15 protein-coding genes are annotated in these 12,972 nt (G+C 67.2%); 10 read left to right on the top strand and 5 right to left on the bottom strand.

Going from position 1 to position 12,972, the window contains the following annotated elements:
* Window positions 1–68 precede the first annotated feature (68 nt).
* The 7 genes from amaB to ACZK45_RS09200 all read left to right on the top strand — a co-directional run bounded on the left by amaB (window position 69) and on the right by ACZK45_RS09200 (window position 6,745).
* Window positions 69–1,601, top strand: a complete 1,533-nt coding sequence (gene amaB / locus ACZK45_RS09230) for an L-piperidine-6-carboxylate dehydrogenase (RefSeq protein ID WP_049398541.1) — start codon at window positions 69–71, stop codon at window positions 1,599–1,601.
* Window positions 1,602–1,641: 40 nt separating this feature from the next.
* Window positions 1,642–2,451: an SDR family NAD(P)-dependent oxidoreductase gene (locus ACZK45_RS09225; protein ID WP_478445738.1), complete on the top strand. Its 810-nt coding sequence runs from the start codon at window positions 1,642–1,644 to the stop codon at window positions 2,449–2,451.
* 179 nt (window positions 2,452–2,630) lie between these two features.
* A complete protein-coding gene (locus ACZK45_RS09220) occupies window positions 2,631–2,915 on the top strand; it encodes a DUF4190 domain-containing protein (RefSeq protein ID WP_010484694.1) in 285 nt (94 codons plus the stop codon).
* A 5-nt stretch (window positions 2,916–2,920) separates the two neighbouring features.
* Window positions 2,921–3,691 (top strand): class I SAM-dependent methyltransferase, encoded by a 771-nt coding sequence (locus ACZK45_RS09215; protein WP_478445737.1) that lies wholly within the window; start codon window positions 2,921–2,923, stop codon window positions 3,689–3,691.
* An 8-nt stretch (window positions 3,692–3,699) separates the two neighbouring features.
* The gene (locus tag ACZK45_RS09210; protein WP_478445736.1) at window positions 3,700–4,755 is read left to right on the top strand and encodes a quinone-dependent dihydroorotate dehydrogenase; all 1,056 of its coding nucleotides are present in this window, start codon (window positions 3,700–3,702) and stop codon (window positions 4,753–4,755) included.
* 8 nt (window positions 4,756–4,763) lie between these two features.
* A complete protein-coding gene (murB, locus tag ACZK45_RS09205; RefSeq protein WP_107431775.1) occupies window positions 4,764–5,825 on the top strand; it encodes a UDP-N-acetylmuramate dehydrogenase in 1,062 nt (353 codons plus the stop codon).
* A gap of 32 nt (window positions 5,826–5,857) precedes the next feature.
* The gene (locus ACZK45_RS09200) at window positions 5,858–6,745 is read left to right on the top strand and encodes a DMT family transporter (RefSeq protein WP_478445877.1); all 888 of its coding nucleotides are present in this window, start codon (window positions 5,858–5,860) and stop codon (window positions 6,743–6,745) included.
* A 141-nt stretch (window positions 6,746–6,886) separates the two neighbouring features.
* On the opposite strand, the gene ACZK45_RS09195 is transcribed toward ACZK45_RS09200, so the two are convergent.
* The 3 genes from ACZK45_RS09195 to ACZK45_RS09185 all read right to left on the bottom strand — a co-directional run bounded on the left by ACZK45_RS09195 (window position 6,887) and on the right by ACZK45_RS09185 (window position 9,612).
* Entirely contained in the window at window positions 6,887–7,891 is a 1,005-nt protein-coding gene (locus tag ACZK45_RS09195; protein WP_478445735.1) for a phosphotransferase, read from the bottom strand.
* 99 nt (window positions 7,892–7,990) lie between these two features.
* On the bottom strand, window positions 7,991–9,025 hold the full coding sequence (locus tag ACZK45_RS09190; protein ID WP_478445734.1) for a DUF418 domain-containing protein: 1,035 nt from the start codon (window positions 9,023–9,025) through the stop codon (window positions 7,991–7,993).
* Window positions 9,022–9,612: a TetR/AcrR family transcriptional regulator gene (locus ACZK45_RS09185; RefSeq protein ID WP_478445733.1), complete on the bottom strand. Its 591-nt coding sequence runs from the start codon at window positions 9,610–9,612 to the stop codon at window positions 9,022–9,024. Before ACZK45_RS09185 ends, ACZK45_RS09190 begins: the two co-directional genes overlap by 4 nt.
* Before the next feature lie 143 nt (window positions 9,613–9,755).
* On the opposite strand from ACZK45_RS09185, the gene ACZK45_RS09180 reads away from it, so the two are divergent.
* Window positions 9,756–10,181 carry a DoxX family protein gene (locus tag ACZK45_RS09180; RefSeq protein ID WP_253146031.1) on the top strand — a complete coding sequence of 142 codons (426 nt, stop codon included), beginning with the start codon at window positions 9,756–9,758 and terminating at the stop codon, window positions 10,179–10,181.
* Here ACZK45_RS09180 and ACZK45_RS09175 read toward each other — a convergent pair.
* On the bottom strand, window positions 10,154–10,927 hold the full coding sequence (locus tag ACZK45_RS09175; RefSeq protein WP_430542002.1) for an APH(3')-II family aminoglycoside O-phosphotransferase: 774 nt from the start codon (window positions 10,925–10,927) through the stop codon (window positions 10,154–10,156). The two genes, ACZK45_RS09180 and ACZK45_RS09175, sit on opposite strands and share 28 nt — an antisense overlap.
* 71 nt (window positions 10,928–10,998) lie before the next feature.
* Window positions 10,999–11,502, bottom strand: a complete 504-nt coding sequence (locus ACZK45_RS09170; RefSeq protein ID WP_478445732.1) for a DUF2938 domain-containing protein — start codon at window positions 11,500–11,502, stop codon at window positions 10,999–11,001.
* Window positions 11,503–11,557: 55 nt separating this feature from the next.
* Here ACZK45_RS09170 and ACZK45_RS09165 point away from each other — a divergent pair, with 55 nt between their 5' ends.
* Window positions 11,558–12,223, top strand: coding sequence for an ArsR/SmtB family transcription factor (locus ACZK45_RS09165; RefSeq protein WP_032129739.1), 666 nt, complete (start codon window positions 11,558–11,560; stop codon window positions 12,221–12,223).
* Window positions 12,224–12,237: 14 nt separating this feature from the next.
* Window positions 12,238–12,966: a GNAT family N-acetyltransferase gene (locus ACZK45_RS09160; RefSeq protein ID WP_180836921.1), complete on the top strand. Its 729-nt coding sequence runs from the start codon at window positions 12,238–12,240 to the stop codon at window positions 12,964–12,966.
* Window positions 12,967–12,972 lie beyond the last annotated feature (6 nt).

The raw sequence follows: 12,972 nt of genomic DNA, 5'->3' as shown, positions 1-12,972 counted from the left end.
TTCTGTTCATCGCGTCCCCCACCTGCCCGCGATGGCGCCAAACAACGTAACGAAACACAGGAGTCTGCATGTCTTCCGAGCTGCTCAAGTCCCTTGGCCTGGACGCGATCAACGCTGGCACGTACCTGGGCAACGGGGAGTGGTCGAGCGCGACCAGCGGTGAGCTGATCACCCCGGTCAACCCGACCACCGGCGAGCCGATCGCGCAGGTCCGCGCGACCACCGAGGCCGAGTACGAGACCGTCGTCGCCCGCGCCCAGGAAGCTTTCAAGGTCTGGCGCACCACGCCGGCTCCGCGCCGCGGTGAAGCCGTGCGCCTGTGCGGTGAAGCGCTGCGCAAGCACAAGGACGCCCTGGGCTCGCTGGTTGCGCTGGAAATGGGCAAGAGCAAGCCCGAAGGCGACGGCGAAGTGCAGGAGATGATCGACATCGCCGATTTCGCCGTGGGCCAGAGCCGCATGCTGTACGGCTACACCATGCACTCCGAGCGCCCTGGACACCGTATGTACGAGCAGTACCACCCGCTGGGCCTGGTCGGCATCATCTCGGCCTTCAATTTCCCGGTCGCGGTGTGGAGCTGGAATTCGTTCCTGGCCGCCATCTGTGGCGACGTGTGCATCTGGAAGCCGTCCAACAAGACGCCGCTGACCGCCATCGCCTCGCTGAAGATCTGCAACGACGCCCTGCGTGAAGCCGGCTTCCCGGACATCTTCTTCCTGATCAACGATGCCGGCACCGCGCTGTCGGAGAAGATGGTCGATGACCGTCGCGTGCCACTGATCAGCTTCACCGGCTCGACCCAAGTTGGCCGCACCGTCAACGAAAAGGTTGCGCGCCGCCTCGGCCGCTGCCTGCTGGAGCTGGGTGGCAACAACGCCATCATCCTGGACGAAACCGCCGACCTGAAGCTGGCCGTGCCGGGCATCGTGTTCGGCGCCGTCGGTACCGCCGGCCAGCGCTGCACCACCACCCGCCGCCTGATCGTGCACCGCTCAATCTATGCCGACGTGCTGGCCACGCTGGTCAAGGCCTACAAGCAGGTCGAAGGCAAGATCGGCGACCCGACCGACGCCGCCAACCTGATGGGCCCGCTGAACAGCGATGGCGCCGTGCAGCAGTTCCTCGATGCCATCGCCCAGGCCAAGGCGGCCGGCGGCACCATCGAAACCGGCGGCACCCGCATCGACCGCGCAGGCAACTTCGTGCTGCCGGCGATCGTCTCGGGCCTGAAGAACAGCGACGCCGTGGTCCAGCACGAAACCTTCGCGCCGATCCTGTACGTGATGCCGTACGACAGCATCGACGAAGCCATCGACATGCAGAACGGCGTGCCGCAGGGCCTGTCGTCCTCGATCTTCACCCAGAACCTGAAGACCGCCGAGAAGTTCCTGTCGGCGGCCGGCAGCGACTGCGGCATCGCCAACATCAACATCGGCACGTCCGGTGCGGAGATCGGCGGCGCCTTCGGTGGCGAGAAGGACACCGGCGGTGGTCGCGAGTCCGGCTCGGATGCATGGAAGGTCTACATGCGCCGCCAGACCAACACCATCAACTACTCGGATTCGCTGCCGCTGGCCCAGGGCATCAAGTTCGACCTGTAACGCTTTCTGTAGTGCCGGGCCATGTTCGGCAGGATGCGCCATGAACACCGCAGGAAATGCAGCCGAGCATGGCTCGGCTCTTCAGGCTGGCAAGCCGGTGATTGATTTCACCGGCCGCTGCGTGCTGATCGCCGGCGGCAGCAAGGGCATTGGCCGCGAAATGGCGCTGGCGTTTGCCGGCGCCGGTGCGCAGGTCTCGGTCTGCGCTCGCGGCCAGGCCGGTCTGGATGCACTGCGCGCCGAAGCACAGGCACAGGGTTTCGAACTGCACACGTTTTCCACCGATCTGGCCGATCCAAGCCAGATCCAGGCCTGGCTGCAGGCCGCCGCCGATGCGCTCGGCGGCATCGATGTGCTGGTCAACAACGCCACCGGCTACGGCATGGCCGACGACGAGGACGGCTGGGCCGCCAGCCTGCAGATCGACCTGATGGCGGCCGTGCGTGCATCGCGCCTGGCCCTGCCTTGGCTGCGCGCGTCCAGTGACGCCTGCATTCTCAATCTCTCTTCGATCGCCGCGCAGCAGCCGCGCCCCGGTGGTGCGCCCTACGCCGCCGCCAAGGCCGCGCTGTCGCACTACACCACCTCGCAGGCCCTCGCGCTGGCCAAGGACCGGATCCGCGTCAACGCGATCGCACCGGGCTCGATCGAGTTCGATGACGGCCTCTGGGACCGCCGCCGCACCGAAGATCCCGCCCTGTACCACGGTACGCTGGCGAAGATTCCGTTCGGTCGCTTCGGCCACCCGCGTGAGATCGCCGATGCCGCCCTGTTCCTGTGCTCGCCGCTGGCGCGCTGGATCACCGGCCATGTGCTCAACGTGGATGGTGGCCAGGTGTTGATGGGCTGACACCGGCACTCCGGTAGTTGCCAACCTTGGTTGGCATGCCTTTCGTCGACCAAGGTCGACGCCTACCACGGCTGGAATGCGGTTCGTCGACCAAGGTCGAGGCCTACCATCCCATCCGCCGGGCATGGGATTGCCCGGGCAGAGGCACTATCATGTGCACACTGCCAAGGAGGACCCCGATGAGCGTGGCACCCCGACAGACAAGCGCCCTGGCCGTGGTCAGCCTGGTCATGGGCATCGCCAGCTGGACCGTCCTGCCCTTCGTGGCCAGCATCGTGGCCATCATCACCGGCCACATGGCCCGCGCCGAGATCCGCCGCCGCCCGCATGAACTGGAAGGCGATGGCCTGGCCGTCACCGGTCTGGTACTGGGCTGGGTGATGGTCGGCGCGGTGATCGCCGCCATCCTGGTCTTCATCCTGTTCTTCGGCGGCCTGGCCTGGCTCGCTGCGATGTCGAACTGACTGCCATGACCGCCTCCGACAGCACTGAACGCTTCAGCAGCCGCGTCGCCGATTACGTCCGCTACCGGCCCGATTACCCACCCGCGCTGCTGGAATGGCTGCACGGCCCGATGGGCGTCAGCCGCGAGGCGCTGGTCGCCGACATCGGCGCCGGTACCGGTATTTCCAGCCGCCAGTTCCTGGCCAGCGGCCATCCGCTGGTGGCGGTTGAGCCCAATGCCGCCATGCGGGGCGCGGCCGAGCAATGGCTGGCACCGCAGTACCCGCAGTTCCGCGCGGTCGACGGCCGCGCCGAGGCCACCACACTGGACGACGCCAGCATCGATCTGGTCAGTGTCGCGCAGGCCTTCCACTGGTTCGACACCGTGGCGGTGCGCGCCGAGTGGCAGCGCATCCTGCGCCCGGGTGGCCTGGCACTGATCTACTGGAATTCGCGCCTGCTCGATGCCAGTCCGTTCCTGGTCGGCTACGAACAGTTGCTGCTGGATTACGGCACCGACTACTCCGCCGTGGCCGAGCGCTACCAGGACGATGCCACCATGCAGGCCTGGTTCGGCCCCGGCCTGCGCGGCATGGTCGAGCTGCCGAACGTGCAGCACCTGGACTTCGACGCCCTGCGCGGGCGCCTGCTGTCCTCCTCCTATGCCCCGCAAGCCGGTCATCCGCGTCACGCGCCGATGATCGACGCTCTGCAGCACCTGTTCGCCGCCCACGCGGTCGACGGCCAGGTCGCTTTTGAATATCGAACCCGAGCCTTCCTCGGCACGCTGGACTGAACCGACGCATGTATTCGCTTGCCCGCCCCTTCCTGTTCTCGCTCGACGCCGAGCGCGCCCACGGCCTTGGCCTGTCCGCACTGGACCTGGCCTACCGCACCGGCACCACGCCGCTGCTGGCCGCACGCATCGCGCCGATGCCCAGCACGGTGTTCGGGTTGACCTTCCCCAATCCGGTCGGCCTGGCCGCCGGCCTGGACAAGAATGGCGAGCACATCGATGCGCTGTTCGCGCTGGGTTTCGGCTTCGTCGAAATCGGTACCATCACCCCGCGCCCGCAGGCGGGCAATCCGCAGCCGCGCCTGTTCCGCCTGCCGGAACACACCGCGATCATCAATCGCATGGGCTTCAACAATGCGGGCGTGGACGCGCTGGTGCGCAACGTCGAGCGCGCGCGCAACCGCCGCGGCCTGCTCGGCATCAACATCGGCAAGAACAAGGACACTCCGAACGAACAGGCCGTGGACGATTACATCGCCTGCCTGGACAAGGTGTACCCGCTGGCCGACTACATCACCGTCAACATCTCCTCGCCCAACACCGCCGGCCTGCGTGAACTGCAGGAAGAAACCGCGCTGCGCCAGCTGGTCAGCCAGTTGCGCGACCGCCAGGAAGATCTCGCGGCCCGCCACGGTCGCCGCGTGCCGATGCTGGTCAAGGTGGCGCCCGACCTGAGCGAGCGCGACATCGATGCCGCTGCCCGCGTGCTGGGCGAACTGCAGGTGGACGGCGTGATCGCCACCAACACCACCATCGACCACAGCAAGGTGGCCGGCGACCCGCTGGCCAACGAGGCCGGCGGCCTGTCCGGCGCGCCGGTGCTGGAGCAGTCCACCCTGGTACTGCGCCGCCTGCGTTCGCGCCTGCCCGAGTCGGTGCCGTTGATCGGTGTTGGCGGCATCCTGTCCGGTGCCGACGCCGTGGCCAAGATGGCTGCTGGTGCGGCACTGGTGCAGTGCTACAGCGGCCTGATCTTCCGTGGCCCGGCCCTCGTCTCCGAATGCGTGGAGGCGATCCGTCGCCGCCGCGAAGCGCCGAGCCGCGGCGCGGTGGCACCGCTGTGAGCGCGCCCATGGATACCGTCGACGGCAATGCCCCGCTGCGCTGGACGCTCACCCGCAATGCGCCGCTGCAGGCCCTGAACACCTTCCATGTGCAGGCCAGCGCCGCTCAGCTGCTGGAACTGCACGATCCCACGCTGCTGCCAGAAGTGCTGGCATTGCCCGAAGTGGCCAGCGGCCCGCTGCTGGTGCTGGGTGCCGGCAGCAACGTGCTGATCGCCGAGGACCTGCCGGGCACCGTGCTGGTGTTCGGCAACCGTGACATCAGCTTCCTCGAGCATCGCGCCGACCATGCCGTGATCCGCGCCGGTGCCGGTGTGCCGTGGCACGGCCTGGTGATGTGGTCGCTGCAGGAAGGCCTGTCCGGCCTGGAGAACCTGGCCCTGATTCCCGGCACCGCCGGTGCCGCGCCGATCCAGAACATCGGCGCCTACGGCGCGCAGGTCGGCGAGTTCATCCAGGCCGTCGAAGCCTGGGACTGCCAGGAACAGGCCTGGGTGCGGCTGGACAACGAACAGTGTGGCTTCGCCTACCGCGACAGCGTGTTCAAGCAGCAGATGGACCGTTACCTGATCACCGCCATCGAGCTGAAGCTGCCACTGCTGCATGACCTGCGCATGGACTACGCCGGCATCCGCGAGGAACTGCAGGCGCAGGGTGTGGAATTGCCCAGCGCGGTGGACGTGGCCAATGCGGTGATCGCGATCCGCCGCCGCAAGCTGCCCGACCCGGATGTACTGGGCAACGCCGGCAGCTTCTTCAAGAACCCGGTGCTGCCGCTGGAACAGGTCGACGTACTGCTGCAGCACTTCCCCGAGCTGCCGGTGTTCCCGTCCGACCAGGACGGCAAGCGCAAGGTCTCGGCGGCATGGATGATCGAGTCCTGCGGCTGGAAGGGCTTCCGCGAAGGCGATGCTGGCGTGGCGCCGAGCCACGCACTGGTGCTGGTCAACCACGGCAACGCCACCGGCGCTGAACTGCTGGCGCTGGCGCGACGCATCTCTGCTTCCGTGCTGGAGAAGTTCGGCGTGCCAATCGAACCGGAGCCCCGCCTGCTCGGCGCGCAGTGGTGAACACCCCCGCCCTCTCCCCCAGCGCCACCCCGATGCGGGCGGCGCTGCTGATGCTCGGCAGCACGATGGCATTCGGCCTGATGGCCGTGGCGATCCGCTACGCCACGCGCTACGTGCCCACCCAGGAAGTGGCGTTCTTCCGCAATGCCTTCGGCCTGCTGGCGCTGTTGCCGATGCTGCTGCGGCCAGGCCACGCGCCGCTGAAAACCCAGCAGCTGCCGCGCTACTTCGTGCGCAGTGCGATCGGCCTGGGTTCGATGCTGTGCGCCTTCTGGGCATTGGGCCATCTGCCGTTGGCGCAGGCGGTCTCGCTTTCGTACTCCACCCCTCTGTTCGTCACCATTGCCGCCGTGCTGTGGCTGGGTGAAACCGTGCGCGTGCGTCGCTGGGCGGCGGTGGTGGTCGGTTTCATCGGCGTGTTGGTGATCGTCCGCCCCGGTACCGCGGGCTTCACTGCGGGCAGCCTGGTGGCGGTGGGTGCGGCCGTGCTCAGTTCGCTGGTGGCGATCCAGATCAAGCAGCTGACCCGCATCGACAGCGCCGACACCGTGGTGCTCTATACCTACGTGTTCTGGGTGCCGCTGTCGCTGATCCCGGCAGTGTTCGTCTGGGTCTGGCCGACCGGCTTGGCGTGGCTGTGGCTGCTGGCCACCGGCGTGCTCGGCACCATCGGCCAGCTGCTGTGGACACGTGCGCTGCGCCTGGGCGAAGTCTCGGCACTGACCCCGATCAGTTTCCTGCAGCTGCCGCTGGTCACGTTGTGCGGCTGGCTGCTGTTCAACGAAACGGTGGACCGCTGGACGATCATCGGTGCCGGCATCATCCTCGCCGCCAACGCCTACATCGCCCATCGCGAGGCCGTGCTGTCGCGCCGCGCCGCAAGCGCAGCGGCCTCGGCGGCAGCCAAGCCCGCCGAGTAGATCCGCGCCATGCGCGGATGATTCCTGTCCGCCCGATCAACGATGGCGGCACAAAGAGCTGCCGAGCGTAACTGTAGAGTCGAGCCATGCTCGACTCATCGCGCGAAGCGCGACGGTTCACCCATGGCAGGTGACGTGCATTTACAACGCGCGATACACCCGCTCCGCCGCATCGAACACATTGCCCGGTGCGAACTGCTCGCCCAGGTAATGTAGCGACTGTCGGCGCAGTTGCGGCGAGCGCTCCTCGCCATCGCTGCCCAGCAGCACCTGCTGGAACTCGATCAGGTCCTGCAGGATGCGCCAATGCCGGTACCAGGCGATCCAGCGCGGATCCCCCAGGTCGCTGCCATAGCCTGCTGCGAAATCGAGCGGATTCTCGCGCCCCCAGCGTCCGCCCACGGCACCACCGATGAACATCAGATCGCGCTCGCGCGGTGCCAGCGACAGGCCATCCCAATCGATCAGGTGCAGCCCACCGTCATTGCCCATCAGCAGGTTGCCGGCATGCAGATCGGTGTGGCACAGGTGCAGATCTACCGGCACGTCCTGCAAGGCCGCGAGCAGTTCCCGTGCCTGTGCATGCAGCGCTGTGATGCGCGCGTGCTGCTGGTCCCATACCGAAACGAATGCGCGGCCCAGCCCGTCCTTCGCGGCCGCCAGGCCCTCGCCGGCCAGCCATTGCCCAACGGTCTCCAGCGCCGCCGTTTCAAGCCGCACGATCGGCAACGCCTGCTGCAGTTCCGGTGGCAGCTGCGCGCCGTGCAGGCGCCGCAGCACCTGACCCAGCCGTTTCCACTGCGTGCGGCTCAACGCTGCCTCGAACCCGGACTGGCCTTCCACATAAGGGAACAGGGTGAACTGCAATCCCCAACGTTGCACCGACGCACCACCGGTCAGTGCCGGCCACGGCGCGACGATCTCATCGATACCCAACGTGCCGCGCATCCAGTGCAGGCTGTCCCACACCGATGGGTCGACCTGGTAGGTGCGGCATTTCAACCACCACTGCCCGTGCCGCGCATCGACGCGATACACGCTGGCATTGGCGTCGGCGCCCACCGGGCGTGGCACCACGGCGGTCGGGGTGATGCCATAGGATTGTTGCAGGACTTCGCCGAGATGCTGCGCCGAAGCGAATGACATGGATGCAAGCGGAAAGTGTTACCTGCCGCCACTATCGCAGATGCGCTCGCCACGACACAGACATGTCCGTCACAACATCACCTCGGCACGACCAAAGAACTAGCCTGCAATACGGCGCATCACCGCCTCCAGTGGACCGCGCGCGAACTGCCATGACCACAGCCACGCCGCAGCGGTCGCCAGCATCAGGAACAGCAGCGCCCACAACAGCACCGACGCGAGCGAGGCACTGCCATCAAGCAGGCCCAGGCTTTCCAGCGTGCCCATGCCCAGCAGGATGTGACCCACATACAGGGTCAGGGTCATGCGCCCGGCCGCGGTGAACGGCTCCAGCCAGTTGCCCGGTCGCACGCGCGTCAGCCACAGGCAGGCGGCGATGACACTGCAGGCCGCGCCCGCACCGGTAAGCACGTAGGCGGGTCCTGGCGGCATCGGCTGCGTACCCAGCCACGCCTGCCACGGCGTTCCCTGCGCAATATGCTGCACGCCTTGGCCGGCGCCGATCAGCAGCAGCCCCAGCACCAGCAATGCATGCTGCACCCGCTGCTGCGACAACGGAAGGCGCGCCAGCAGCATGCCCAGCAGGAAGAAGCACAGCCACGGCATCAACGGGTGGAAGCCATTGAACAGCAGGTTGCGGGCCGCGCCCGGCCATTGCCACAGACCGGCGTATTCCAGCGTCTGCCAGTTCCATCCCTGGCTGTAATCCCAATGCAGCAACGCCCAGAACGAACAGGCCGCCAGGCCCACGATGCTGGCCAGCAACACCCGCGGCGAGGCACGCAGCCACACCACGGCCAACGCGAAATACACCGCGTAGTAGCGCAGGATATCGGCCGGGAACAGGGGCAGGTTGAGCAGGCCCAGCACCATCAGGAACAGCGCGCGCCTCCAGGTCTGCACGCTGGCCGGCCACCACCCTTGCCGCTGCGTGGCCAACACCAGGCCCAAGCCAGCCAGCGTAACGAACGTCGCCGAAGCCTTGCCTTCCAGCAGATGGAAGAACCCTGCCAGCCAACCCTCAGCCTCTGCCGGCACGGCCATCGCCAGACGGAAATTCACCAGCACCATGCCGGCCAGTGCCAGGTAACGCGCCAGGTCCAGCCCGTGCAACCGCCGGTCAGCAGCATTCATGCGCGTGCGCCCAGCAGCAGCGCGAGCAGGCCAAGATCCAGCGATGCTTCATCGGTGCCATCGGCTTCGCCCAGCCCCCGACGCAGTGCGTCGCTTTCGATGGCATCCAGCAGGACCTGCGCCTGCAGTGCCGGCGCCAGTACGGGACGCCGACGTTCGCGCTGTGCCATCTGCTGCAGGGCTTCGGCCAGCGTCGCCTGCAATTGCCTGCGATTGGCCGCGAAGGCCTCGGCCACGGCCGGATTGCGTGCGCTCTCGGCCAGCACCTCCACCGCAAGTGTTGCCCATTCCGGCTGCCGGCACAGCGCATGGAAGTCCTGCAGGAAGGCCATCACCTGTGTGCGTTCGCCATCGGACGCGGCCAGTCGCTGCAGCAACGGTGCCAGTTCTTCGCTCTCGGCCACCGCCACCGCAAGGATGATCGCCTCCTTGCCCGGGAAGTGGTTGTAGAGATTGCCCAGGCTGACGCCGGCCGCCTGCGCGATGTCACGCATGCTGGTCTGGTGGAATCCCTTCACGAGGAAGCACTGCAGGGCGGCCTGCAGGATCTGTGCGATGCGTTGCTCGTTGCGGTCGGCTCGGTTCATGGCGCAAATAGTGAACGAACGTTCGTCCAATTAGAAGCTGACGATCCGGCCGACGTCGGGCTCCGTTCAGCCAGCCTTGACCTCAACTGCGGTTGAGGCCCGATGCTGCGTGGCCTGTCCCACGCTCAACCCGGAGTTCCTGCATGCCACGGATGATCACCACCCTGCTCGACAGCCGCGTGCTGTGGTTCCTCGCGCGGCTGTTGCTGGCCGTGGTGTTCCTGTCCTCGGGCCTGGCCAAGCTGCTGGCGTGGGACAACAGCGTGGCCGAAATGCAGGCCGCCGGATTGCAACCGCCTGTGCTGTTCAACATCGCCAGCGCCGTGGTGCTGCTGGGCGGCGCAGTGTGCCTGCTGCTTGATCGCCTGCTCTGGCTGGGCAGCGGCGCGCTGGCGGTGTTCATGCTGCTGACCATCGTCATCGTGCATACCTTCTGGAACAAGCACGGCGCCGAACAGCAGCTGGCCCTGTTCTTCGCGCTGGAACACCTGAGCGTGGTCGGTGGCCTGATCTGCGCGGCCATCGCCAGCCATGCGCGGGCTCAGAAAAATTCGTCGAGCAACCGGTAGAACGCCAGCCGGCGCTCGTCGGCCACCGCACCGTAGCGTTGGAACAACGGCGCGACCCAACGCGTGTCGCCGAAGTTGTGGACCAGGCTGCGCGCGGCCAGCGCCAGGTCCTGGTAGCGGTCGGCCACACCCAGCCGGCCACAGTCGATGAAACCACTGAAGCGGCCCTCGACCACCATCAGATTCGGCAGGCACGCATCGCCATGGCTGACCACCAGGTCTTCATGGTCGGGCCGGGTGCTGCACAGTTCGGCGAAGACCTGCTGCGGACTCTGGCCCAGGCGTTCGTCATCGAAATCATCGGCATCCACCAGGCCCGCTTCAACGCGGGCCTGCGCAACCTGCACGCGCGACGCCAGTCGCTGGTCGAACGGACAGGCTGCCACCGGCAACGCATGCAGCCCGCGTAGCGCGTCGGCCAGCAGCTCCACCAGCTGCTGCGGCGCGAGCTCCGGCGACGAGGCCAGGTCGCGGCCAGGCAGCGCGCTCATCAGCAACCAGCGCCGGCCCGCCTCTTCGGCAGTGGCAATCACCGTTGGCACCGGTTGTCCCTGTGCCTGCAGCCAACGCAGGCGCGCGATCTCATCGCCCAGCTCACTGAAGGCGTCGATCACTTCCGACTTCAGGAAGGCATCGGCCTGGCCCGGCCGATGCACGCGGGCAACATCCGCACGCGACACACCGATCGATTGCCGCTCGATGCGCGCATCGGCCAACGCCTCCTGCCAAGCCCACGGCAGCGGCATGTCATCACTGATGGATTCGGGTGCTTCCATGCCGAGGTGTTCCTGTTGCCGGTGACCCCACGGATTCTCGCTCATCCTGCATGGACCGCAGCCAACAACAACGCGGAAAGGTACATGCCCAGGCCGAACACACTGTGCGCCACCATGCTGCGCAGGCGCGCCTTGCCCGGCGCCGGGGTCTTTGAAGCGGCGATGCCCGCGCCCATGCCCGGCTGCAGGATGAGGAACGGTGCGGCGACGCTGAGGATGCCGAAGGCCAGCGCCGGCCACAGTGTCGGCGCCTGCACCCAACCGTTCCCCACTACGGCCAGCAGCAACGCGGCGAAGACCACACCGATCACGTAATGCGCGGTCCAACCCAGCGCGCGCTCGCCACTGACCGCTGCCGAGCGGCCGATGCCATCGTGGCGGAAGCGCCCGCGCGGCAGATGCCCCAGCCAGCGGCCCACCATCGCGAAATCCAGCGAGGGAATGCCAAGCAGCCGCCGCTGCACCAGCGCCCACAGGTCCATCACTGCGGTCGCTCCCACGCCGACTACCACCGCATCCATCAAGAATGTCGCCAAGCCAGCCATATCGCGCACCTTCAATTATTTGCTTGAATGATAGAGCGATGCTAGCGTGCGCCGCATGAACGCTGCAACAGAGCCACCGCTCTCACCGCTGGAAGCCTTGGCCGAAATCGCCCGCACGCTCGGCCATGCCCATCGCCTGGCCCTGCTGGAGCACATCGCCCAGGGCGAGCGCGCAGTGGAGCGCCTGGCCGAACTGACCGGGCTGTCGGTGGCCAATACCTCCCAGCATCTGCAGCAGCTGCGCCGTGCCGGCCTGGTTCAGACCCGACGCGATGGCAAGCGCATCCTCTACCGCAGTGGTGAGGGTCCGCTGGGCAACCTGCTGGCCGCGCTGCGCGACTATGCCGACCACCAGCGCAGCGAGATGCACGGCGTGATCCACGACAGCCTGCAGCGCCGCGATGCTCTGGAAGGCCTGACTGTCGAGCAGTTGCTGGAACAACGCAGCAGCGTGGTGCTGCTGGATGTGCGGCCGCGTGAGGAATTCGATCTGGGACACCTGCCCGGCGCGCTGAACATTCCCGTTACGGAACTGCGTGCACGGATGGACGAACTGCCGCGTGCCGTCCACATTGTCGCGTATTGCCGCGGTCCCTACTGCGTGCTGTCCAACGATGCGGTGGCGATGCTGCGCGAGGCCGGACTGACCGCGCAGCGGCTCGCCGCCGGTTACCCCGAATGGAAGGCCGCCGGCCTGCAGGTGGACCTGCCCCGGCACTGAGCGAGACACCGGTCATGGATGATGTGTTTGCCCCGTTGATCGATGCGACCTGGCGCAGCGTGTTCTCCGGGCAGCGCATGCTGCAGGATGATCCACTGCTGCAGTTGGCGTGCAGCGATGATTTCGATGAGGGCGAGGACGGCATGCTGCTGCAGCCGGTCGTGGGCCCCGCGCGCGCACTGCTGCGCCCGGCCCTGGCCGCTCGCCTGCAACTGCACGCGCAGCCGCACTGGACGCTCCCGCAGCTGCAACTGCGCCTGCAGCAGCTCGGCCAGCGCACGCATGGCGCGGATCGCGTCTTCTACTTCCCCGCCGCAGAACTTGCGGCCCTGGCCGAGCGCCCTGCACCGCCACATATCCGCTGTCTTGGCCCGGCCGACGCAGCCGCGTTCGACGGGTTCCAGGCCAGCGCGAGCGAGGAGGATCTGGATGCCGCCTGGGTCGAGCTGGACCACTGGCAGGTGTTCGGCGCCTTCGATGGCGAGCGGCTGGTTGCCGCGGGAAGCATGTACCCGTGGAGCCTGGATCCGGCCCTGGCCGACATGGGCGTGCTGACCCTGCCCGAGGCCCGCGGTCGCGGGCACGCGCGCCAGCTGGTACGCGCCATGGCCGTGTCCGCACAGACGGCCGGGCTGCAACCGCAGTACCGTTGCCAGCTCGACAACACCGCCTCGATCATTACCGCCGAACGCAGCGGCCTGCGTGCGTTCGCCGATTGGGACACCGTTCTGGCGGTCGACTGAGGCCGC

It is taken from the genome of Stenotrophomonas sp. 63632_Sma (genome assembly GCF_056482875.1).
This window is presented reverse-complemented; position numbering and strand designations above follow the sequence as displayed.